Origin of the sequence: Hydrotalea sandarakina (assembly GCF_003254115.1) — a bacterium.
GTDB classification, from domain to species: Bacteria; Bacteroidota; Bacteroidia; order Chitinophagales; family Chitinophagaceae; genus Hydrotalea; species Hydrotalea sandarakina.
This window is the reverse complement of the sequence record NZ_QKZV01000005.1, coordinates 106,166-128,892: the sequence shown is the minus strand read 5'-3', so window position 1 is coordinate 128,892 and position 22,727 is coordinate 106,166. Positions and strand designations below refer to the sequence as shown.

At 42.8% G+C, this 22,727-nt stretch carries 19 protein-coding genes; 12 read left to right on the top strand and 7 right to left on the bottom strand.

Annotated features, from left to right (window positions below):
* Positions 1-1,188, bottom strand: a complete 1,188-nt coding sequence (kbl, locus tag LX80_RS08945; protein ID WP_111295419.1) for a glycine C-acetyltransferase — start codon at positions 1,186-1,188, stop codon at positions 1-3.
* Positions 1,189-1,518: 330 nt separating this feature from the next.
* Here kbl and LX80_RS08940 point away from each other — a divergent pair, with 330 nt between their 5' ends.
* Positions 1,519-2,808, top strand: a complete 1,290-nt coding sequence (locus LX80_RS08940; RefSeq protein ID WP_211307738.1) for an APC family permease — start codon at positions 1,519-1,521, stop codon at positions 2,806-2,808.
* Between the two features lie 118 nt (positions 2,809-2,926).
* Here LX80_RS08940 and mqnC read toward each other — a convergent pair whose 3' ends face one another.
* Positions 2,927-4,051: a cyclic dehypoxanthinyl futalosine synthase gene (gene mqnC, locus LX80_RS08935; protein WP_111295417.1), complete on the bottom strand. Its 1,125-nt coding sequence runs from the start codon at positions 4,049-4,051 to the stop codon at positions 2,927-2,929.
* 236 nt (positions 4,052-4,287) lie between these two features.
* Between mqnC and LX80_RS08930 the strand changes: the two genes are divergently transcribed.
* The 4 genes from LX80_RS08930 to LX80_RS08915 all read left to right on the top strand — a co-directional run bounded on the left by LX80_RS08930 (position 4,288) and on the right by LX80_RS08915 (position 8,479).
* Positions 4,288-5,511, top strand: coding sequence for an aspartyl protease family protein (locus tag LX80_RS08930; protein WP_111295415.1), 1,224 nt, complete (start codon positions 4,288-4,290; stop codon positions 5,509-5,511).
* Between the two features lie 87 nt (positions 5,512-5,598).
* A complete protein-coding gene (locus LX80_RS08925) occupies positions 5,599-6,840 on the top strand; it encodes a M16 family metallopeptidase (RefSeq protein WP_111295413.1) in 1,242 nt (413 codons plus the stop codon).
* A complete protein-coding gene (locus LX80_RS08920; RefSeq protein WP_111295411.1) occupies positions 6,837-8,117 on the top strand; it encodes a M16 family metallopeptidase in 1,281 nt (426 codons plus the stop codon). The genes LX80_RS08925 and LX80_RS08920 overlap by 4 nt, the downstream gene beginning before the upstream one ends.
* Positions 8,118-8,128: 11 nt before the next feature.
* The gene (locus LX80_RS08915) at positions 8,129-8,479 is read left to right on the top strand and encodes a phage holin family protein (protein ID WP_111295409.1); all 351 of its coding nucleotides are present in this window, start codon (positions 8,129-8,131) and stop codon (positions 8,477-8,479) included.
* A gap of 35 nt (positions 8,480-8,514) precedes the next feature.
* On the opposite strand, the gene mutY is transcribed toward LX80_RS08915, so the two are convergent.
* Positions 8,515-9,585, bottom strand: coding sequence for an A/G-specific adenine glycosylase (gene mutY, locus LX80_RS08910; protein ID WP_111295407.1), 1,071 nt, complete (start codon positions 9,583-9,585; stop codon positions 8,515-8,517).
* Between the two features lie 216 nt (positions 9,586-9,801).
* On the opposite strand from mutY, the gene LX80_RS08905 reads away from it, so the two are divergent.
* Positions 9,802-10,092: an HU family DNA-binding protein gene (locus LX80_RS08905; RefSeq protein ID WP_111295405.1), complete on the top strand. Its 291-nt coding sequence runs from the start codon at positions 9,802-9,804 to the stop codon at positions 10,090-10,092.
* 20 nt (positions 10,093-10,112) lie between these two features.
* Entirely contained in the window at positions 10,113-10,964 is an 852-nt protein-coding gene (locus tag LX80_RS08900) for a tetratricopeptide repeat protein (RefSeq protein WP_111295403.1), read from the top strand.
* Positions 10,965-11,106: 142 nt separating this feature from the next.
* Here LX80_RS08900 and LX80_RS08895 read toward each other — a convergent pair whose 3' ends face one another.
* The gene (locus LX80_RS08895) at positions 11,107-11,295 is read right to left on the bottom strand and encodes a hypothetical protein (RefSeq protein ID WP_111295401.1); all 189 of its coding nucleotides are present in this window, start codon (positions 11,293-11,295) and stop codon (positions 11,107-11,109) included.
* Between the two features lie 2 nt (positions 11,296-11,297).
* Here LX80_RS08895 and LX80_RS08890 point away from each other — a divergent pair, with 2 nt between their 5' ends.
* From LX80_RS08890 to LX80_RS08875, 4 genes are all read left to right on the top strand, one after another.
* Positions 11,298-12,848: an Rne/Rng family ribonuclease gene (locus LX80_RS08890; RefSeq protein WP_111295399.1), complete on the top strand. Its 1,551-nt coding sequence runs from the start codon at positions 11,298-11,300 to the stop codon at positions 12,846-12,848.
* A gap of 225 nt (positions 12,849-13,073) precedes the next feature.
* Positions 13,074-14,228 carry an acyltransferase family protein gene (locus LX80_RS08885; protein WP_111295397.1) on the top strand — a complete coding sequence of 385 codons (1,155 nt, stop codon included), beginning with the start codon at positions 13,074-13,076 and terminating at the stop codon, positions 14,226-14,228.
* Between the two features lie 169 nt (positions 14,229-14,397).
* The gene (locus tag LX80_RS08880) at positions 14,398-14,964 is read left to right on the top strand and encodes a carboxymuconolactone decarboxylase family protein (RefSeq protein ID WP_111295395.1); all 567 of its coding nucleotides are present in this window, start codon (positions 14,398-14,400) and stop codon (positions 14,962-14,964) included.
* Between the two features lie 10 nt (positions 14,965-14,974).
* Positions 14,975-15,526 (top strand): carboxymuconolactone decarboxylase family protein, encoded by a 552-nt coding sequence (locus LX80_RS08875; protein WP_111295393.1) that lies wholly within the window; start codon positions 14,975-14,977, stop codon positions 15,524-15,526.
* 98 nt (positions 15,527-15,624) lie between these two features.
* On the opposite strand, the gene LX80_RS08870 is transcribed toward LX80_RS08875, so the two are convergent.
* The 3 genes from LX80_RS08870 to LX80_RS08860 all read right to left on the bottom strand — a co-directional run bounded on the left by LX80_RS08870 (position 15,625) and on the right by LX80_RS08860 (position 21,096).
* Complete coding sequence (locus LX80_RS08870; RefSeq protein ID WP_111295391.1) at positions 15,625-17,046, bottom strand: APC family permease; 1,422 nt, start codon at positions 17,044-17,046, stop codon at positions 15,625-15,627.
* A 38-nt stretch (positions 17,047-17,084) separates the two neighbouring features.
* On the bottom strand, positions 17,085-18,173 hold the full coding sequence (locus tag LX80_RS08865) for an aromatic ring-hydroxylating oxygenase subunit alpha (protein WP_111295389.1): 1,089 nt from the start codon (positions 18,171-18,173) through the stop codon (positions 17,085-17,087).
* A gap of 127 nt (positions 18,174-18,300) precedes the next feature.
* Positions 18,301-21,096 carry a TonB-dependent receptor gene (locus tag LX80_RS08860; protein ID WP_170120420.1) on the bottom strand — a complete coding sequence of 932 codons (2,796 nt, stop codon included), beginning with the start codon at positions 21,094-21,096 and terminating at the stop codon, positions 18,301-18,303.
* Positions 21,097-21,258: 162 nt separating this feature from the next.
* Between LX80_RS08860 and LX80_RS08855 the strand changes: the two genes are divergently transcribed.
* Positions 21,259-22,722: a RapZ C-terminal domain-containing protein gene (locus LX80_RS08855; RefSeq protein ID WP_111295385.1), complete on the top strand. Its 1,464-nt coding sequence runs from the start codon at positions 21,259-21,261 to the stop codon at positions 22,720-22,722.
* Positions 22,723-22,727 lie beyond the last annotated feature (5 nt).

Below are 22,727 nucleotides of genomic sequence, written 5' to 3'. Positions count from 1 at the left end.
CTATTTTAATACATTTAATTGTTTACCCACTTTTATAAACGCCTGAATGGCGCGGTCTAAATGTTCCTGTTCGTGTGCTGCACTTAATTGTACGCGAATACGTGCCTGGCCTTTGGGTACAACAGGGAAAAAGAAACCAATTACATAAATACCCTCTTCCAGTAATGCAGCCGCAAATTTTTGTGCTAACACCGCATCGTACAACATAATGGGTACAATGGGATGTTCACCTGGTTTAATATCAAAACCGGCTTCGGTCATTTTAGTTCTGAAATAGCGGGTATTGTATTCCAGTTTATCGCGAAGGGCAGTAGTTTCAGATAGCATATCTAATACGGCAATGCTGGCTCCTACAATGCTGGGTGCTAAGGTGTTAGAGAATAAGTAGGGGCGTGACCGCTGACGCAACATTTCAATAATTTCTTTACGTCCGCTGGTAAATCCGCCACTGGCACCACCTAATGCTTTACCCAGGGTACCCGTAATAATATCAATGCGACCCATTACACCGCGATATTCATGAGTGCCTCTTCCGGTTTTGCCCAAAAAGCCGGATGAATGGCTTTCATCTATCATTACTATGGCATTGTAACGATCGGCCAAATCACAAATTTTATCCAATTGGGCAATGGTACCATCCATACTAAAACTACCATCGGTAACAATCATGCGGCTGCGACAACCGGCAGCAGCTTGCAATTGTTGTTCCAAATCGTCCATGTTATTGTGCTCATACCGAAACCGTTGTGCTTTGCAAAGTCTTACTCCATCAATAATGGAAGCATGATTCAAAGCATCGCTGATAATGGCATCTTCTTCATTCAACAGCGGCTCAAATACCCCACCGTTGGCATCAAAGGCAGCTGCATATAAAATGGTATCTTCTGTACCTAAAAAAGTTGAAATTTTAGCCTCAAGGGTTTTATGAATATCCTGTGTGCCACAAATAAACCGTACACTGCTCATGCCATATCCGCGGCTATCAATGGTTTTGTGTGCCGCTTCAATTACTTTAGGATGTGCAGATAAACCCAAATAATTATTAGCGCAAAAGTTTAATACTTTCCGGCCGTTCACCATTATTTCAGCGCCTTGTGCACTGGTAATAATGCGTTCTTTTTTCATTAAGCCGGCTTCGTCAATGGCAGCTAATTCCTGCCGAATGCGTTCAACAAAAGCTTCATTCATAGTGCATTTTTTAGGCCACAAAGGTAGGGAATGCCTATTGCTTATAACCGTTTTTGTGCTACTATGTTTCGGTGCTGCGCTCTTGCACTTGTTACCCGTTTTATGGGGTAACGGCTAAGATGTAAACAATGGGGAAATGAAAAATGATTGTTGCTTATTTCAAATATACTATTGCAAAATACCCGAAAACAAATATTTTTTATATTAATAAGAAATGAACTGCTTCTGCACCTTGCCTTTATTTCCCTTAATTTAGTGCCGCATTAATTGGGGTGTGCAATTTGTATTGGCGGCATGGCTTAGCCCTATTCAAATTTTAATAAAAACGGATTGAAAAAAATTAGTATTTACACGGCAGCAGCCATTGTTATTGCCAACATGATTGGTACCGGTGTATTTACCAGTGTGGGCTTTCAGTTGAATGCCATTCAAAATAGTTGGAGCATTATCAGCTTATGGTTTTTTGGTGGGGTATTGTCTTTATTTGGTGCCTTTGCTTATGCTGAATTAGGCACCCATTACAAAGAATCGGGTGGTGATTATATTTATTTGTCCCGTATTTTTCATCCCATGCTGGGCTATTTGTCGGCATGGGCAGGTTTAACGGTGGGGTTTTCGGCACCGGTGGCTTTGGCAGCCATGGCTTTTACCCAATATTTATCGCCCGTATTAGGATTGCCCATTCATACATTCATGGCCATAGCCATTATTGTGGCCATTGGTTTACTGCACAGTTTCACTTTAAAACACAGTAGTCGTTTGCAAAACAGCAGTACGGTACTGAAAATCTTATTCATTGTTGTATTAATCATTATTGGTGTGGCAGCGGCAGCACCGGCACAAAATGCATTGCAATGGAATAATTCCTGGCATCACGAAGTGGTGCAACCCGGCTATGCAGTGGCCATGGTATATGTGGCTTTTGCTTATACGGGTTGGAATGCGGCGGCTTATGTGGTTGATGAAATGGATAATCCACGCCTGCATTTGCCCCGAGCCCTTATTGGCAGTACCCTTTTTGTAATGGTGGTGTATATGTTATTCCAATATGTGTTGTTAAAGCATGCTACCGTCAATGCCTTAAAAGGTAAGGAATCTGTTACGTTCATTGCGTTCAATAATGTTTTGGGTGCAAAGGGCGCCAAATGGGTCAGTGCTTTTATTGCCTTGCAATTAATTGCCACCATTAGTTCGTATATATGGGTGGGTTCAAGGGTTACGGCTGCATTGGCTCGTGAACACCGCTTATGGCAACCCTTTTCCATAAAAAACAAGCACGGCATTCCCATTTATGCCATTTGGTTGCATGTGGCTATTGCCATTGTGTTGCTGTTAACCGGCTCGTTTGAAAAAGTATTGTTGTATGCGGGCTTTGTGTTACAGTTGATGGCTTCCTTAACCGTGGCCACCAGTTTGTTCACCAAACCCAAACCTTTTCCTACCTATAAAAGTCCTTTTAAGCCGGTATTGCAAATTGTTTTTCTATTGTTCAATGCCTGGGTACTCATATTTACGTTAATGGATAAACCCGTGGAAAGCTTGATCGGTGTGGGCATATTGGTAGCGGGCTTGGTACTGTATGCATTGGATAAACCGGTGAATACAGTCAACCCAACTTAATCAGTCCATCAAAAAAGTACCTGCTGTTGTTTTACTTAGGGAACAAGCATCACCAACCATTCGCTCCAATACATTAATCAATATGGAACGAATGGCCGGGATTTATTTCAACTCGTTTTTAATAATTAATCACCTGTTCTTCTATGGTTTCGGGAATCTCGCGCCATTCATATTGCTGGTTACGCAATTGGGGTTCAAAACCGGCTTCGCGAATGGCTTCCTGAATGGTTTTATAAGTAAACCGATGCGGTGCACCTGCGGCACTCACCACATTTTCCTCAATCATAATACTGCCGAAATCATTAGCCCCGGCATGTAAACAAACCTGTGCTGTTTGTTTGCCCACTGTTAACCAACTGGCTTGTATGTTCTTAATATTGGGCAACATAATTCTGCTAAGGGCAATCATGCGAATATATTCATCGGCAGTAGTTAAATTATGTACACCGCGAATTTTTGCCAAAAGGGTATCCACATCCTGAAAGGTCCAGGGAATGAAGGCCAGGAAGCCTTTGGCTGTTTCTGGTTTTAAGGCTTGTGTATCGCGAATGCGGGTAAGGTGTATAAAGCGTTCTTCAATGGTTTCAACGTGGCCAAACATCATGGTGGCACTGGTGGTAATGTTCAGTTCATGGGCTTCATGCATAATGGCCAACCATTCATCGGCGCCGCATTTGCCTTTTGATATCAATCTTCTAACCCTGTCAACCAATATTTCCGCACCGGCGCCGGGTAAGGAATCCAAGCCGGCTTCCTGCAAGGCTTTCAGCACTTCGCGGTGGGTTGAACGCTCCAACTTGGTAATATGGGCTACTTCCGGGGGGCCTAATGCGTGCAGTTTAATGGTAGGGAATTCCTGTTTAATCTGCCGGAAAATATGCGTATAAAAATCCAACCCTAATTCCGGATGGTGACCTCCTTGCAACAGCAATTGGTCGCCGCCATAACGCAGGGTTTCCTGAATTTTTTTCCGATAGGTGTCCATATCGGTAATATAGGCTTCTTTATGTCCGGGTATGCGGTAAAAATTACAAAACTTACAATTCGCAATGCAAACATTGGTAGTATTTACATTTCGGTCTATTTGCCAACTCACTTTACCATGGGGTACTTGTTTTTTGCGCAAGGTATCGGCCACCACCATTAATTCGGTAAGGGGGGCATGTTCAAATAAAAACATTCCTTCTTCTACACTTAAAAATTCCAGGTTCAGGGCCTTTTGGTACAAATCGTTCAACTGCATAATAACTATTTAAAAACTGTAACAAAGGTAGGGGGCATAAGGTTGAAATGTCAAATCCATTTCCATAACGGCCGGTGTATTGTGTAAGATAAGGCCGCTGTTATTGTCATTACCTTTCACCATTCATGGGGTTTTTATGCCATTCCCCTAATTTAGGTCAGCAAAATTGGTTACATGTCAAAAATTAGTTACATTCATTAATAAGGGCAAATTAGCAATTGCATCTTTTATCCCGCATGAAAATTGTTACGGCATTTTTACTGATCATGGCTTGCTGCACCGGTATCCTGCTATCGGCTCAAACGCCTTTGCCGGTTACTAAAACATTTGAACAAAGTCTGCCCAAACCCATGGCCAGCTTTGGTTTTATTCAATTGAGCGGTGGCATCGTTATTTTAAAAGCGCAGTTAGATAGTATTCCTGATTCCTTGAATTTTATTTTAGATACCGGAAGCGGCGGCATTTCACTCGATTCTTCAACAGTTGAGGAATTTCATTTGGAACGGGTGCATACCGACCGCACCATTCGCGGTATTGCAGGCATTAAAACAGTGGATTTTACTTATCGGCATAGGCTGCATTTCCCGGGGCTAACGCTCGACAGCCTCGACTTTCACATTAATAATTACGATTTATTAACCAGTGTATATGGCGTAAAAATTGATGGTATTATTGGCTACACTTTTTTTAGCCGCTATGTGGTAAGTGTTGATTATGATAACCATACCATTGGTGTTTATGAACCCCGCAAGTTTAAATACCCCAAAGGCAATGGCGGATATGTATTGCAGCCCCGCTTCAGTACCTTAATCTACCAACCCGCAGCCATTACCGATGCCCGCAAAGTATTAAGCCGCTTTATTTTTGATACCGGTGCCGGTTTGTATTTTTTAATATCTGAAAGGTTTATGAAAGATAGCAGTTTGCTGAAGCGCAAACGTAAGTTGTATCCCACACAGGCCGAAGGGTTGGGTGGTAAAAAAGAAATGCAATTAACGGTGGCAGAAAAAATTAAAATTGGTCCTTTTCAATTCAGGAAAGTACCCCTACTGATTTTTAGCGATGATTACAACATCACCAGCTATCCCTTTTTGGGCGGTATATTGGGGAACGATTTAATGCGGCGCTTTAACACCGTATTTAATTATCCCGAACGCAGCATTTATATTGTTCCCAACAAACATTTTCAAGATCCTTTCGATTATTCCTACACCGGTTTGGGCATTTATTGGGTAAACGGGGCTGTAACTGTGGTTGATGTAATGCCCGGATCGCCGGGCGAAAAAGCCGGCTTTATGCCCGATGATATTATCATTGCCATGAACAATGTGTTTACCCAAAATATTCAAACCTTTAAAAATATTTTGCAAAATGCAGGTTCACGCATTAAAGTAATTGTACAACGTGCAGGCAAATTAGAAACACTCGATTTAAAAGTGGTGAACATATTACGGCGTTAAACCCTGCCGCCTTTGTGTCATACTTTGGTAAACATATTTGCCCACTCCGCAATTTTGTTGCTACTTTGCACACCTTATTTCAGTAGTATGATTGAATTTAATCGCTTTGTTTTAGAGAATGGCTTAAGGGTACTGGTGCATGAAGATAATTCAACCCCCATGGCGGTGGTGAATGTGTTGTACGATGTGGGTGCCCGTGATGAAAACCCCGAAAAAACCGGCTTTGCCCACTTGTTTGAGCACCTGATGTTTGGCGGCAGCAAAAACATACCGGATTATGATGAACCCCTGCAACGTGCCGGTGGTGAAAATAATGCCTATACCACGGAAGATGTAACCAATTACTATTGCCAATTGCCGGCTAAAAATATTGAAACGGCTTTTTGGCTGGAAAGTGATAGAATGCTTTCCCTTGCCTTTAGCAAAAAAAGTTTGGAAGTACAACGGAAGGTGGTTTGCGAAGAGTTTAAAGAACACTACATTAATAAACCTTATGGCGACATGTGGCATAAAATGCGGGCCTTGGCTTATCAGGTGCACCCGTATCGCTGGTTAACCATAGGTAAAGAACTAAGCCATATTGAACAGGTGCAGTTAGACGAAGTGAAAGCCTTCTTTTTCAAACACTATCGCCCCGTTAATGCCATTTTAGTAGTGGCCGGAAATGTCACTACCGAACAAGTAAAGCAATTGGCAGAAAAATGGTTTGGCGATATTCCCATGGGCGAAAAGTATGTACGCCATTTACCCGCCGAACCTACACAAACGGCCCCACGTTCATTAGAAGTAACCGCCGATGTGCCTTTGCATGCCATCATGAAAACCTGGCACATGGCCGGTCGTTTAGAGCAAGGGTATTATGTAGCCGATTTAATTACCGAAATTTTAGGCGGTGGCAGCTCATCACGTTTATACCAAACCTTGGTAAAAGAGCAGCAATTGTTTTCCGATATTCAATGTTATCAGTTAGGCTCTATCGACCCCGGCTTGGTTACTATTCAGGGTAAATTGGTGAAAGGAGTTACCATGCAACAGGCTGAAGCCGGCATTAATGCGGTTATTCAGCAAATAGTTGAACAACCTGTTTCTGAAACAGAATTAACCAAAATTAAAAACCGAACAGAAAGTGTTATTGTGTTCGAAGACATGGCATTAATGAACCGTGCCGGCAGCTTAGCTTATTACGAGTTATTGGGCAATGCCCAGTTGATGAATGAAGAGCTGAGTCGCTTTCAGGCAGTTACTACGGCCGATTTGCAGCAAGGTGCAGCCGCTATTTTTAATCCGAACAATGTAAATACGCTTTATTACTACAGCCAACACTTATGATTAATAGAAAACAACAACCCCATATAACCGACCCCATTCATTTGCCTTTACAACTGCCGGCAGCGGAAACATTTACCTTATCCAATGGTGTTCAAGTATATGCCGTAAAAGCCGGTGCACAGGAAGTGGTACAGTTGGAATTGGTTTTTGATGCCGGTAACTGGTATGAACAAAAAAATATTGTTGCAGCCAGTACGAATTTTTTATTAAAAAATGGTACCCGGCATAAAACAGCCTTTCAGTTAAATGAACAGGTTGAAATGTATGGCGCTTATTTAAACCGTGCTTGTTATTTTGAACGGGCAAGTGTTAGTTTACACAGCCTAAGCAAATTCCTGCCTCAATTACTGCCGCTGTTGGTTGAGGTATTGAGCGAATCGGTTTTTCCCGAAGAGGAAATTCATATTTATCGCCAAAACATGCAGCAACGCCTGTCCGTTAATTTAAAAAAGCCCGACTTTGTGGCCAATCGTTTAATTGATGCCTATGTGTTTGGTGAACAACACCCTTATGGTAAGTATAGCCACTTGTCCGATTACGATGCCTTAACCCGCAACGAAATATTGCAGTTCTTTCAACAATACTATCAAAACGGGCAATGCACGGTGTTTATTGCCGGTAATTTGCCGAATAATATTGAGGCTTTGCTCAATCATTCAATCGGGCAACTACCGCTTAACGGTACTGCATTGGTGAAGCCGGAATATTCCATACAACCCGCAGCGCAAAAAAAATATTTTGTATTAAACGATGATAATGGGGTACAAGCTGCCATTCGCTTAGCACTGCCATTCCCCAATCGTCACCATCCCGATTTTTTAAAGGCGCAATTGCTGAACACCGTATTGGGTGGTTACTTCGGCTCAAGGCTCATGAGTAATATTCGCGAAGACAAAGGTTATACCTATGGTATTCATTCATACATTCAGGCATTTCAACAACAAAGTGTGTGGATGGTAAGTACCGAAGCCGGAAGGCAGGTTAGTGAAGCCGCCATAGAAGAAACCTACAAGGAAATGTTGAAATTGCAACAGCAGCCAATTGACGAAGCCGAACTGAGCTTGGTGAAAAACTTTTTAATCGGCACTTTGCTGGGCGATATTGACGGACCTTTTCATATTATTGAACGCTGGAAAAATTATGTGTTGAATAATATGCCCATGAATTATTTTGATATTACGGTACAGAATATTAAATCTACCACGGCAGAAGAATTACAGCAATTGGCGAAAAAATACCTGAATCCCGAAAATTTTTACGAACTTCAGGTAGTATAAATGAAACCAATATGATTTCATTCCTTTCAAAAGTTTTATTTACCTCGGTAGCCGTATTGGTGGCTACCTATATTTTAAGCGGTGTACATGTAAACAGTACTGCTACCGCCATATTGGTGGCAGTGGTACTGGGTTTGCTCAATACTTTTGTAAAACCTATCCTTATCATTCTCACCATTCCTTTTACCATACTTACCCTGGGTTTGTTTTTGCTGGTAATTAATGTGCTGATTATTAAATGGACCTCAGAGCTGGTTCCCGGCTTTCGGGTAGATGGCTGGTGGTCGGCACTTTTTTTCAGTATTATTGTGTCGTTGGTATCTTCCTTTATTGAAGGACTGGTACGTAATAATGAAGCATAGCCATACAACGTATAGCCATTGCTGTAACAGCGCAATTATTTATTGAGTAGGTTTAGTTGCTGCATCAGTTGGTGTATCAATTTGGGAAAAGGTTTTTCCGAAATTGCATTCCAAGGCACTTTTTCATACTGTTTCAATTCAGGTATGGGTTGTTGCAGCCGTATATAAATCATTACGCCCGTAATTTGCTGATGGGTGAGTTGCTGCACCTCTTTGGTAGAAATTTGAAGGGTGTTAAATGCTGTAACATTCCATTGTTCTTGTAACCATTGGGCAATGGTACTTGTATTCCACACAATGTCTTCCTCACTTTCAATTAAGTAAGGCTCATACAGGTTTTCCCAAATATCTTTACGGGTGCGCTTGTGCAAGTAAACACTGTTGCGGTATTCCAGTAAAAAATAGTAAAAGCGGCGTTTCTTTTTTTGTATGGTTTTTTCTTTTACGGGCAGTTGTTGTTGCGTGCCGTTTTGGTGCGCCTTGCAAATGGGTATCAGTGGGCAGCTGCTGCAAAGGGGTAACGTTGGTTTACAAATGGTAGCCCCTAAATCCATCATGGCCTGGTTGTGCCAATCGGGGTGTTGTTGATGCAACACTTGTTGTGCCAATTGCGTAAATTGTTTTTTCCCTTCCGTACTATCAATGGGTGTATCTATGGCAAACACACGGGCTAATACCCTAAACACATTTCCATCTACCACGGCATAGGGTAATTGAAAAGCAAAGGAAGCAATGGCTGCAGCGGTATAGGGTCCCACTCCTTTTAATTGTAAAAGGGCCTCATAGTTTGCCGGAAATTGCCCGTGGTATTGTTGTACAATGGTTTTAGCGGTTTGCAATAAATTTTTGCAGCGGCTATAATAGCCCAATCCTTCCCATAACTTAAAAACGGCTTCTGCCGGTGCTTCGGCCAATTGGGTAACGGTAGGGTATTGCTGTATAAATTTTTCATAATAGGCAAGCCCCTGCTCAACACGGGTTTGTTGTAAAATAATTTCACTGAGCCAAATTTTATAGGGATCTTTTTCTCCTTTCCAGGGCATGGTGCGTTTATTATGGTGCCTATGCCAGTGTAATAACAATTCGTTAAAATGAGGTGCCTGCATACAGCAGCAAATATGCCTTAAAATCGGCATTTAACCATCAGGCCATTTGTTGCAGGAAAAAAGGGTGTGTTTGCGGAAAATTGCAATATTATGTAAATCGACAACTTATAAATATCTTTGCAATCAGTCACTAATATGTATTATTTTTTTGTATTTTCTTGCAAAACCCATTTTTTGTTTTAATTTTAAAGTAATGTTCACCCGAAAAGCTTTTTTATGAGAAAATCAGATCTCATTAATGTTATTTCAGAAAAAACCGGCATCCCAAAAGTTGATGTACTGGTTACTTTGGAAACCATGTTAGGAGAAATTAAGACCAATTTGGCAGCCGGCCGAAATATCTATATTCGGGGTTTTGGCAGCTTTGTTACCAAAAAAAGAGCAGCAAAAATTGGTCGCAATATTAAATACAATACCATTGTAGAAATACCTGAACATTTTGTTCCCGCCTTTAAGCCTGCAAAAGAATTTATGGAAGAAGTGCGTTCCAAGCTCAAGTCGGAATAACTTTGCGCAAAATTGAGCGTGTGAAAAAAAGTCAAATTGTATTAGTCATTGCTTCGGTGGTGGCGGTTGTGTTGTTATTCGTATTTGGTAAGGTTACTGCTCCCAAATCGGCAGCTAATCAGGCACCCATGGCGCAGCAGGATGCCGGAGCGCCCCCTGCCATTCATTTTGCCGATATATTGCAAAAAGCTCGTCAGCAGCTTACGCCCGAACAAAATCAACGTGTTTTATCGTTGGAAAATGCCGTTACCCGCGGCGACGTAAAAGACCAGCAAATTCACGTTTATCATCAGTTAGCCCGCTTTTGGAAAGATTCAGCCCATGTATTTGAACCGTATGCCTATTATATGGCACAAGCAGCTAAGTTGGAGAATTCCGAAAAAAGTCTCACATTTGCCGCCCAACTGTTTGTAGATAACCTGCTGACAGAGAATAATCCGGCCATGCAACACTGGTTGGCCGAAAACGCAAAAGATCTTTTAGATAAGGCATTGGTATTGAATCCCAATAACGATTCCAGTAAAATTGGACTGGGGGCTTGTTATATGTTTGGCAATATTTCCGATAACCCTATGCAGGGTATTTTACCCGTTCGGGAAATTGCACAAAAAGATTCCAATAACCTGTATGCACAAATGGTATTGGGCTTGGGTGGTAAAAAAAGCGGTCAATTAGATAAAGCCATTGAACGGTTTCAGTTCATTGTTCGCAAAGACCCCCATAATTTGGAAGCCATTTTTCAACTGGCCGAAACCTACGATATGCATGGCGATAAAGCCAATGCTATTCATTGGTACGAAACAGCCAAGAACATGATTAACAACGATGCCATTAAAAAAGAAATTGACAAGCGTATTAACGAACTAAAATAAATTATTAAACAAAAAAATCAGACAGCGTATGCCTTGTGGTAAGAAAAGAAAACGTCATAAAATTGCTACCCACAAACGTAAAAAACGTTTAAGAAAAAACCGTCATAAGAAAAAGAATAAGTAGTATTCTTTACAGGTTACTTTATTTGTTAAGGTCTCCGTTGGTTTCTACCGGAGGCCTTTCCTTGGTTTCACAACGTGTATTTGCCGCGCCTTTCATTGCTGCAACTTTACCTTTTCCTTCCCTTTGGGTAAATACATGCGTGATTACTCTTAATGCCCTGCTTTCTATGGCAGTGTGCACTATTGTGTATCTATAAAGTTGCAACATTTGTGAACAAAGAATTAATTATTAATGTTTCGCCCGGTGGAGTTGAAATTGCTTTGCTGGAAGATAAAAAACTGGTTGAGTTACACACGGAAAAGGCCGATGCTAATTTTGCCGTGGGCGATTTATATTTAGGGAAGGTAAAAAAATTAATCCCCGGCCTCAATGCCGCTTTTATTGATGTGGGGTTTGAAAAAGATGCTTTCCTGCATTACACCGATCTGTCGCCCTATGCCCGCTCTTTGTTGAAGTTTACCCAAATGGCTATTCACGATAAAGGGGAAACACCTTTCGATTTCAGTAACTTCAATGTAGAACCGGAAATTGTTAAAACCGGTAAAATTAATGAGGTGCTGAATGGCAAACCCAGTGTTTTGGTGCAAATTTTAAAAGAACCCATTGCGGCCAAAGGCCCCCGCCTGAGTTGTGAAATCAGCTTGCCCGGTCGCTTTGTGGTATTAACCCCGTTTAATGAAATTGTAGCCGTTTCCAAAAAAATTCATTCGGCCGAAGAGCGCAAGCGCCTCCAAAAAATTGTAGAAGCCATTCGCCCTAAAAACTTTGGCGTTATTGTGCGTACCGCTGCCGAGGGTAAATCTACCGCTGAATTGCACCAGGACCTTATTGCCCTTACCGAAAACTGGAAACAAATTCAACTGAATTTAAAGGGTGCCGTGCCTCCTGCCAAAATTATGAGCGAGCAGGATAAAACCACCAGCATGCTGCGCGATTTGCTAACGGTTGATTTTAATCGCGTAGTAATTAACGATAAAAATATTTACAACGATACCAAAGCTTATATTCAAAAAATTGCACCCGACAAAGTCGATATTGTAACCTACTATAACGGCCCCTTACCCATATTCGACCAATATGGAGTTACCAAGCAAGTAAAAGGCTCGTTTGGCAAAACAGTGAACCTGCCCAGCGGCGCTTATTTAATTATTGAACATACCGAAGCCCTGCATGTAATTGATGTAAACAGCGGCTACAAAAGTGTTAGCAATAATCAGGAAGAAAATGCCCTGCAAACCAATTTGGAAGCGGCCGAAGAAATTGCCCGCCAATTGCGCCTGCGTGATATTGGTGGTATTATCGTTATTGATTTCATTGATATGAAATTGCCCGATAATAAGCGCAAGCTGCAAGATGCCATGGAAGAATACATGAAAAACGACCGGGCAAAACATGCCGTATTGCCTATATCGAAATTCGGCTTAATGCAAATTACCCGTCAGCGCATGCGTCCCGAAGTAAATATCAACACTTCGGAAATCTGCCCCACCTGCGGTGGTACCGGCATGGTTACGCCTTCTATTTTGTTGGAAGATGAAATGGAAAAGCGCCTGCAATACCTGGTAAACCATGGCCATCGCCAAATTGAATTGCACGTTCATCCCATTGTATATGCCTATTTAACCAAAGGATGGTTTACCAACATAGTAAAAAAATGGAAAAAGAAATTTGCCATTAAGCTGAAAGTATTGCCCAATAATAATTACAGCTTTATTGAATACCATTTCTTCGATGAAAACGAAGAGGAAATTAAGTTCTAAATCAATCCTAATTCCCATGAAAACGGCTGTCCTCGGGCAGCCTTTTTTATGCTTGCGTGTCAACTGTATATGATTGGCTTGCCTCATGCTGATTCGAGTAAACGATTGTTACAAAAATTGTATATAATAATTACTTCATCTTATTTTTTTGTTACACAATTATTCGTATTCCTGTTGCTAATTACTGGCTTTTCCTTAATTTAACGTTTTCGCAAACACCCCCATATGGTTAAACAACGCTATTATTCGCTCGATGTGTTTCGGGGCGCTACCGTGGCACTGATGATTTTGGTGAACAACCCGGGCTCATGGGAACACATTTTCACACCACTGGAACATGCTCCCTGGCATGGCTGTACCCCCACCGATTTGGTGTTTCCTTTTTTCCTGTTTGCCGTAGGGAATGCCTTTTCTTTTGTGTTGCCTTCCTTCGAGGAAAAAGGGAATGCTTATTTTTTAAAGAAAGTGGTGAAACGGGCTGTTCTCATTTTTGTGATTGGCTTATTGCTTAACTGGAGTCCCTTTGTACAATGGAACGATGGACATTTGGTGGTGAAAGGTTTTCAGCAAGTACGCATTATGGGGGTACTGCAACGCATAGCCGTTAGTTATTTATTGGCGGCGCTTATTATTTATTATGCCAAACCCCGCGGTGCTTTTGTAATAGGGTGCATTATTTTATTGGTATATTGGGCTTTTACCTTTTTGGCAGGTGCACCCGGCGATCCCTTAAGCCTGCAAGGATTCTGGGGTACACAGTTCGATATTCATTTGTTTGGCATTAATCATGTGTACAAGGGCGAAGGCGTTCCTTTTGATCCGGAAGGATTGTCCAGCACACCCGGTGCCGTAGTACAGGTAATTATTGGTTTCTTAACGGGGCAATACATTCAACAAAAAGGAAAGCATTTTGAAATGCTGGCTAATCTGTTGGTCATGGCACTAATATTAATGGTAACGGGCTATATTTGGGACATGGTATTTCCCATTAACAAAAAAATATGGACCAGCAGTTATGTCGTTTATACCAGCGGATTGGCCATGGCTACATTGGGTATCCTTATTTATGCTATTGAATTCAAAGCATACAAAGGTGCCTGGAGCCGCTTCTTCGATGTGTTTGGCAAGAATCCCTTATTCATATTTGTATTCAGCGGTTTTTTGCCCAGAATACTCGGCTTAATTCATATTCCCGATGGTACCAACGATGAGGGCTTGCCGAAGTATGTTTCTCCCTTCGGGTGGCTATACCAAACCATTTGTAAACCCATTAGTGTAGATGAACGGGTGGGCTCATTGGTATATGCCCTTATTTTAATTGCTTTTTACTGGTTCATAGTGTACCTGATGGATAAAAAGAAGATTTACATAAAGGTATAACCGTTATAGGTGTGCAGCAATAAAAAAATATCATTGTGCAGACTTAAAAAATGCTTGCAATAAGCATGGACACCCCCGGGTAAGGAATTTAAAATTTCCTTAAATCGTACCGACGGCAGCAGCGTAAACAAGGAAACCACTACCTTACTTTACTTAAAAATTGTTTGCCATGCCACACATTCCATTGCCGGAAGGCTATCCCGGTATCCGCAGTTTATTCATGTATAGCCCTGTTACTGCAGAACCACTCAACCACCTGGTTCAAACCTTATTGCATGATAAAAATACTTCAACCCTAACGCCGGGTGAAAGGGAATTGATTGCCACATATACTTCGCGGTTAAACGAGTGTAAATATTGTGCCACCACCCATGGTGCCATTGCCAAATTTCAATTGGGCGGTAATGCCGGTTTGGTGAATAATATTTTGCAACTCAACGTGCAGGAGGCGGAATTGAGCGATAAGATGAAGGCTTTATTGGCTATTGCTGCAAAAGTGCAGCAAAGCGGTAAAAATGTAACCAAGGCCGATATTGATCACGCCAAACAAGCCGGTGCAACCGATAAAGAAATTCATGATGCCGTATTAATTGCCGCAGCCTTTTGTATGTTCAATCGGTATGTTGACGGATTGGCTACCTGGGCACCCGATGATCCTGCCGTGTACGATGCCATCGGTAAACAACGGGCCGAAGAAGGCTACATGACCAAACCCTTTGTTGTTTCATCACATTAATCTTACTACCATGCCCTATATTACACTCAGCGAAAAGTTACCCGGCATTACGGGTTTGCTCGATTATAGAAAAGATACGGCACAACCCATTCGCGAACTTACACAAATACTACTCCGTGGGCCATCAACTTTAACCGAAGGGGAAAGGGAATTGATTGCTACGGTTGTTTCCAATGGCAACGGATGCGCTTTCTGCACAGCGGCACATGCGGCCATTGCCGATATGCTGTTGGATCAACCTTTGGCTGAACAGGTTTGTACAGATATACAGTCGGCGCAGGTGAGCGATAAAATGAAGGCCTTATTAACCATTGCCCGTGCCGTGCAACAAAACGGCAGAAATGTTACCCCCGAAATGGTAGCAACCGCCAAAGCGGCCGGTGCCACTGAAATGGAATTGCATGATACCGTATTGATTGCAGCCCTGTTCAGTTTGTATAACCGCTATGTAGATGGGCTGGCCAGTGTTACACCTTCCGATCCGGCTTTCTATCAACGCCTGGGGGTTATCTTAAAAAACAAAGGTTACCTGCCTTCCGAAAACCGATATGCGGAATTGTAATACATACGTTGAAGTCGCCTCATAAACGCTACTACTTTAACCATCTCTGTAAGGTTGCCGGATGCAACTCTTGCAGGGATTTTTTTTACGTCAATAGTCTATCGTTGGTTATCTTTTTTATTCGATAAAAAGTAAACGGGAATACCCACGGCGGTAATCAGGGTGCCCAATACCGAATTAATGACAGGGGTACGTCCCAGTTGATAATCGCGTATATCGGTATAAAGGGTTGATACCAGAAAGAAGGCTACAAAGGCCACAAATAACAAGGGCACTAACGGATATCCAAACACACGGTAGGGCCTTGGCGTAGTGCGCATTTTACTTCTTAAAATAAATACGCCCAATACACTCATGCCGTAAAAAAACCAACTCACAAAAATCAACATATCTGTCAGCATATCAAACGAGCCGCTCAGGATTAATAAAATGGTCCATGCGGCATTAGTGATTAATGCATTGCCGGGTGTACGGTATTTGGGGTGCAATTTTCCCGCAGGGGCAAACAACTTGTTTTCGGTGCCCATGGCATAGGTTACCCTGGCGGTGGCCAAAACATTGGCATTGGTAGTACTGATAATGGAAAAAATAATCATGAGGGCAATAATACTGCCGCCGGCAGCACCCCAAACAGCAGCAGCGGCATCGGAAGCCACAAAGCCCGATTGTGCCATTGTCGGTAAAGGCAAAACATACAAATAAGCTAAGTTCACCAAAGCATACACCAACATGCAAAACAATAAACCCATGAATAAGCTGCGGGGAATATTGCGTTGCGGATGTTGTATTTCGCCGGCTACAAACGTAATATTGTTCCACCCGTCGTAAGCCCAAAAAGCACCGGCTAATGCTGCCATATAAGCTCCTACCAATGCCCAACCGGTGGGTGCATTGTTTAAAGGATGTTGTAAATTTTGCCAATGTCCTTTGCCGGAAAACAAAATGCCCCCAATCAGCAATACTATGGCAACGGATTTTAATGCGGTTAAGATGCGTTGAATGGCACCTCCTTCTTTTACACTGTGGTAGTTAATGTAGGTCAGTGTCAATACCAGGGCAATCGTTAATAGTTTAACGCCAATATGGTCTAACGGAAAAATATTTCCTACATAGGGTATATTCAGGTGAATGGCTTTTACCAGGGCCGGATTGCATTCGGGTAAAGGAATAAAATAGTTGGTATATTGGGCAAATACATATGCAATAGATGCATTGCCGGCGGTATTAAAAACGGCAAATGCCGCCCATCCATATACAAACGCAAAGCCCCTGCCGTACATTTTTTCAAAAAATACATATTGGCCCCCCGTTTCGGGAAACATGGCCGCCACTTCGGCATTGCTTAATGCGCCAAACAGCGTAATGCATCCGGCCACAACCCATACACTCAGCAGTAGCCATGCATTACCTAATTGTCCGGCCATTAATGCCGGTTTCATGAATATACCCGATCCAATAACGCCGCCTACTACCAGCGATAAGGCTGTTTTAAACGACAGGGTGCGTGCTAATTGCGCCATTCGGTTGTTTTAAGTTGTTGTACTGTTTACAGAAATGCCTATGCGTTGGTAAAACTATTCGCCAGTAAACGGTGAAAATGATGGGTTCCTTTTTCGTGTAATACGGAATAACGCCCGTGATGATAAAAGCGTGAACGAATGCCTTTTTGTACCTGCTGCACCACGGCTTCATCTTCCATTTCAACGGTATTTAAACCACTGCCGGCACCACTGCCTAATTTGCTTTCATCATACACAAAAGCAATAAAGCGAACCGTGCAGTGCGATGGAGTTTTCGGCTCAACCACATTCAACGATAATCCCCAGGGATAAAAATTAAACATCATGTTCGGGAATACCCAAAAGTAATAGGCCGCAATGGCTTTGCCTGCATCGGGGGCATCGGCCGGTATATTAAAACAAACATCGCCGGCTTTGGCTACACCTACCTGCAGGTTGCTGTAAGGGAATATTTCAGTGGTATATTCTTTAAAGTTTAAAATGGCATTCAATTGCGGATGCACGAAGGGAATATGAAATCCTTCCAAATAATTTTCACAATACAAAGCCCAATGGGCATTTACTTCATAGGTGGCCGATAAATCGGGGCGATACACCATTTGGTCAATGGGCAGCCAATACACCCTTTGCATCATTTCTTTAAAATAAGTATCGGGTGAGGGGCCGGGCTTTAATTGCGTAAATAATAAATTGCCCAAGCGGTACAAAGGCAGTTCGGGTAAATGATTGTTTTCGGGAATAAAGTTTTGTACTCCCTGAAATTCGGGCATGGAAATAAAACGTCCGTCCAATTGAAACAATCGGCCATGATACTGACAGCGCAAATGTTTGGCCTTGCAGGCAGCAGGTATCAATATATTGCCGCGGTGGTTGCAAACATTGCTCAGGCAATGGATTTGTTGTGCATTGTCGCGGGTTAAGATTAAGGGCTCGTGCAAATAGTCGGGCAGCAATGTAATAGGGTACACCGTTGTGTTATCGTTCAACATACCCGTTTCGCCCAGGTATTGCCACGAAGGGGCAAAGATGTTTTCTTTGGAAGCTTCAAAATAGGCGGGATTTAAATAAAAGTCGGTGTCAATGGTTTTGGCATACGCAATATCGGGATGCACATACAACGGTTTCATAAAAGCAAAATTTTACTAAAATTACTATGGAATATTTTCTGTTGATGGGATGCGCATTATTTGTGCAGAAAGATAAAACCGCCCCCGTTAGAGGGCGGTTGTTTGGCTGTGGTTGGGAAATTGGAATCTAAAAATTAAAGGCTAATTTCACAAACAACCGCATACCGTCGAAGCCCATTTGAATGGCATCGAAGGGTCCGCCCGATTCACTGTCATAAGCCGAAGCATAACGGGCATTGGGTACTACGGATAAATCGGGGTGAACATTGAACAAATTGTCAATGCCGCCAAAAAGGGTAACCGATTTGCTTATTTTGTAAGAGCCATAAATATCTGTTGTTACTTTACCATGGAACAAAAAGTTTTCCGGTACGGTAGTGCTGCCATCATCGGTGGTTACATATGGATCATATCCATTGCCGCTGCCGGAAATATTGGGATCGCCGGGGCCATTGGGTATGGGGTTGGGTGAGCCGGAATACCCATAACCCTGAGTGGTTAACTGACCAAAATAAGTAAAGTGAACGCCGGCACCTACTTTATTCCTGCTGTAATCTAATCCCAATGAAAACTTCGACTTAGGTGCCGATGCCATTAAGAACGATTGTTCGCGGGTACTGTAAAAAGTTTGCTGGTGTAAATAACTGGTATTTAATACCGCAGGCACATTAATGGAGTTAATGGTAATATGGTTGAAGTTACCGGCCAATGTGGCTTTAAAATTGCTTTTGCCAATTTTTTTGTTGTAATCAATTACCACGTCTAAACCCGTATTGGTGGTGCTTACTGCATTGGCAAAAAACTGTGCGGCGGCCACATTCAGGTTATTCAATTCGTTAATTAAACCGGCCGGCAGGGTATTGTCATCGGCACTGAACTGACCGGATAATACTACCCGATTTTTAATTTTTACCCAATAACCGTCGGTGGTAATGGTTAATTCGGGTGCGGGTTTCCAACTAAAGCCCAAGCTGGCATTCACCGATTTTTCCGGAGTAAGCGGCGGTATGCCGGCTACACGTGCCAAAGGACTATAATTGGGAACAATGCGCGTAGCCACTAATTTGCCACCCAAAATATTGGTTTGGGTATTGCTGAAATTAATTTGCTGCAAAGAAGGTGCTCTGAAGCCGGTACTTACCGAACCACGTAAATTGAAATTGTGGCTTACTTTATAACGGGTGGCAAATTTATAAGTAGTTACCCCGCCAAAGTCGGTATAATTTTCTGCTCTTACCGCTACATCAATCAACCATTGCTTGGTAACATCAATGGCAGCATCGGCATAGCCGGCAATGACCGAACGGTTGGCATTCACTACATCGGCCGGTTGAAAGCCGGGAAAGCCTTGTGCACCGGCTGCTTTATTCGGATCGTAGAGGGCATAAGAGGCTTCTTCACCTTGATAAATTTTGTAGTTCTCGTACCGATATTCAGCACCAAAGGCCAGGTTAAAGCCTTTGCGAATGTTTTTGTTAATACCGGCATTCACGGTATTCTGCAAAAAGTTAAAGCCCCCGTCATCAAAGTTGGTTTTATTAACGTTGGCGGGATTGAATGAGGCATTAAAGGTTTTTTGTCCAAAGTAGTGGAAGTTGTTATAACCAATGGTATTGCTGATGTCCCAGTTCCAGCCGCTTTTGAAAGTACCTTTAAAGCCGGTGGAATTTTCATAGTCGGTAATGTGTACATCTTCAATAGGATTGTAATAAGTTTCGCTGCCATCGGCCGTTTTTCTCATTATGCCGGGCACAAAAATCAGGTTACCGTTGGCATCGGTGGGGAAACGTTCCGGCGCAGCCGAAAAATTGCGGGTATAAGCGTAAGCATTGGAGTTTTTGTAGTTATAACCGCCAAAACTGTAAAAGCTGGTATTGGTATGGGCAATGGGAACTTCCATATTGAACATACCGCCGGCAGCCAATACCGAAGCATCGCCAAATGCCCGGCGAATGGTGTTAATGGGTAGGGCTTTCGGGTTGGTCATTACATTGGTATCGGGTACTTCTCTAAAAGTTTTGCCGGCAGAACGAAAATCGGCCGAAAAGTTAATGTAGCCTCCATTTTTGCCAATGGGTAAACCATAATTCATGCCCACGGAAACCGTATTACCGTCAATCCAATGGCCGGTATAATATTGGCTGGGGTCAAAGGCATTCAGGGAATTGTATTCATGGTCATAATATCCGCTCCATCCGGTATTAATGCTCAAGTGGTTCACGTCTTTTTTCAGAATAATATTAATAACCCCGGCAATGGCATCCGAACCATATTGGGCGGAAGCCCCATCGCGCAATATTTCCACGCGGTCAATAGCATCAATCGGAATGGCATTCAGGTCGGTACCGGAAGCACCCCGGCCACGGGTACCGAATAAAGCCACGAAAGCGGTTTGGTGTTGGCGCTTGCCATTGATCAATACCAGGGTTTGGTCGGGCCCCAGACCACGTAAAGTAGCCAGGTCAATCGCATCCGAACCATCGCCACCGCTTTGTTTATTGTAGTTGAAAGAAGGCGCTAAATAATTCAATGCCGAAGTAAGGTCCATACGGGCAGTGGTATTATTGGTGGTACCCAATTTAATAATGTCAACCGGCACCGGCGACTCGGTTTTACTTCTTCCCGCCCCGCGGCTACCCACCATTACCACATCGCCCAGGTTGGCTACGGATTCTTTTAAAACAATAGCCATATTCGATCCGCCTTTGATGGTTCTGGTTTCAAAGCCTACGGAACTAATTTCCAATACGGCATCATTGGCCCCTTTTAGCGTAAACTGCCCCTGCGCATTGGTGGCCGTACTGATATTTGTGCCTTTAATGGTGATGGTTACACCTTCCAATGGTTGTCCTTTGCTGTCGGTTACTTTGCCCGAATAAGTATGTTGTGCAAACACTGTTACGGTAATACAAGTACTTACCATAACGAACAAGAGTGATTTCAGTAGATGCATGCAGTTGAATTTTGGTAAACAATAGGTGATTTGCTCTAAAATACTTCGTTGTTTTTACAAGTAACATTAAAAATTCCTAAAGTATGCCCCCTTTTCCTTTATTTTGGCTGCTCAACCTGCAATTTTGCGTTTATGGCTACCATTACCGAACAAATTTCGCAACTCGTACAAGCGCATTTTCATCAGCAACCCAATCGCATTGCCCAATTACCTCCCAGCGGCAGTAACCGTACTTATTACCGGGTGTACTTACCCCATCAAACCGTTATTGCCACCTATAACAACAATGTGCGGGAAAATGAAACCTTTGTTCGTTTTAGTGCCCATTTTAAACAATTGCAGTTGCCCGTACCGGCTGTATGGGCCATGAATGAGGAACACACCATTTATTTGCAGGAAGATTTGGGCGATACCAGCCTGCTCCATGTATTGGAATCCCAAGGTTTTACCCCCGAAGTATTTTCTTGGTTTCAGCAAAGCCTTACCATGCTGGCACGCTTGCAAATCTTGGGTCATCGGCAGTTTCCCTACGATGCCTGTTTAACCGCCAAGGAATTTGGTAAACAGGCCATTATGAGCGATTTATTGTATTTTAAGTATTATTTCCTCGATACCCTGCAAACGCCCTATGATAAGCAGGCACTCATGGACGATTTTGAAGCGTTGAGTACCTACCTTACCAAAACGGAACATCGCTATTTTTTGTTTCGCGATTTTCAAAGTCGCAATATTTTTATTCACAACGGTACCACCTTTGCGATTGATTTTCAGGGGGGCATGAAGGGTGCCTTGCAATACGATGTGGCCAGCTTGTTATGGCAGGCCCGTGCCAATTTAAGCGAGCAGTGGAAGCAGGATTTGTTAACCCATTATATGGATGAGGTAGATAAACTGTTGCCCCACCCCCTGAATAGAACGGTGTTTGTGGGGCAGTACAATGGCTATGTGCTCATCCGATTATTGCAAGTGTTGGGTGCTTATGGCTTCCGGGGTTTGTTTGAACGCAAAGCCCATTTCCTGGCCAGCATTCCTTTGGCCTTGCAAAACCTGCAGTATTTTATGCAAGACCGCCAGGTAGGTATTATTACCCCGGAGTTAGACCGTTTGCTGCGCCTCATGACCGATGCGCCCATTATGCAAAGGTTTTATATACCCAAGGCCGATGAAAATACCCCCTTACGGGTAGAAATCAACAGCTTCAGCTACCGCGAAGGTATCCCTGCCGATACAACAGGTAACGGCGGCGGATTTGTGTTTGATATGCGGGGCATATTAAACCCCGGGCGCATTAATGCTTACAAGCATTTAAGCGGGTTAGACAAACCGGTACAGGATTTCCTGGAACAGGAAACCCAAATGAATGTTTTTTTAAACAGTGTTTGGGATGTAATTGATATTACCATTCAGGAATACATGCGGCGCGGTTTTGAGCACCTGCAAATAAATTTTGGCTGTACAGGTGGCCAACACCGCAGTGTGTATGCCGCCGAACAAACGGCCCGCCATTTGCGTAACAAATACCGTTTAAAAGTGCAGTTAACCCATACCAATCGGGCCAATTGGGTAACCCTGCCCGTAACGGAAGAAAAAAAATAAAAAGT

Excerpts from the sequence above, each read along its gene's own strand:
- LX80_RS08880 (WP_111295395.1), top strand. The coding sequence starts at position 14,398 with ATGCCACACATTCCATTGCCGGAAGGCTATCCCGGTATCCGCAGTTTA.
- LX80_RS08930 (WP_111295415.1), top strand. The coding sequence starts at position 4,288 with ATGAAAATTGTTACGGCATTTTTACTGATCATGGCTTGCTGCACCGGT.
- mqnC (WP_111295417.1), bottom strand. The coding sequence starts at position 4,051 with ATGCAGTTGAACGATTTGTACCAAAAGGCCCTGAACCTGGAATTTTTA.
- LX80_RS08865 (WP_111295389.1), bottom strand. The coding sequence starts at position 18,173 with ATGAAACCGTTGTATGTGCATCCCGATATTGCGTATGCCAAAACCATT.
- LX80_RS08860 (WP_170120420.1), bottom strand. The coding sequence starts at position 21,096 with ATGGTAAGTACTTGTATTACCGTAACAGTGTTTGCACAACATACTTAT.
- LX80_RS08855 (WP_111295385.1), top strand. The coding sequence starts at position 21,259 with ATGGCTACCATTACCGAACAAATTTCGCAACTCGTACAAGCGCATTTT.
- LX80_RS08920 (WP_111295411.1), top strand. The coding sequence starts at position 6,837 with ATGATTAATAGAAAACAACAACCCCATATAACCGACCCCATTCATTTG.
- LX80_RS08915 (WP_111295409.1), top strand. The coding sequence starts at position 8,129 with ATGATTTCATTCCTTTCAAAAGTTTTATTTACCTCGGTAGCCGTATTG.
- LX80_RS08895 (WP_111295401.1), bottom strand. The coding sequence starts at position 11,295 with ATGTTGCAACTTTATAGATACACAATAGTGCACACTGCCATAGAAAGC.
- kbl (WP_111295419.1), bottom strand. The coding sequence starts at position 1,188 with ATGAATGAAGCTTTTGTTGAACGCATTCGGCAGGAATTAGCTGCCATT.
- mutY (WP_111295407.1), bottom strand. The coding sequence starts at position 9,585 with ATGCAGGCACCTCATTTTAACGAATTGTTATTACACTGGCATAGGCAC.
- LX80_RS08875 (WP_111295393.1), top strand. The coding sequence starts at position 14,975 with ATGCCCTATATTACACTCAGCGAAAAGTTACCCGGCATTACGGGTTTG.
- LX80_RS08905 (WP_111295405.1), top strand. The coding sequence starts at position 9,802 with ATGAGAAAATCAGATCTCATTAATGTTATTTCAGAAAAAACCGGCATC.
- LX80_RS08885 (WP_111295397.1), top strand. The coding sequence starts at position 13,074 with ATGGTTAAACAACGCTATTATTCGCTCGATGTGTTTCGGGGCGCTACC.
- LX80_RS08870 (WP_111295391.1), bottom strand. The coding sequence starts at position 17,046 with ATGGCGCAATTAGCACGCACCCTGTCGTTTAAAACAGCCTTATCGCTG.
- LX80_RS08925 (WP_111295413.1), top strand. The coding sequence starts at position 5,599 with ATGATTGAATTTAATCGCTTTGTTTTAGAGAATGGCTTAAGGGTACTG.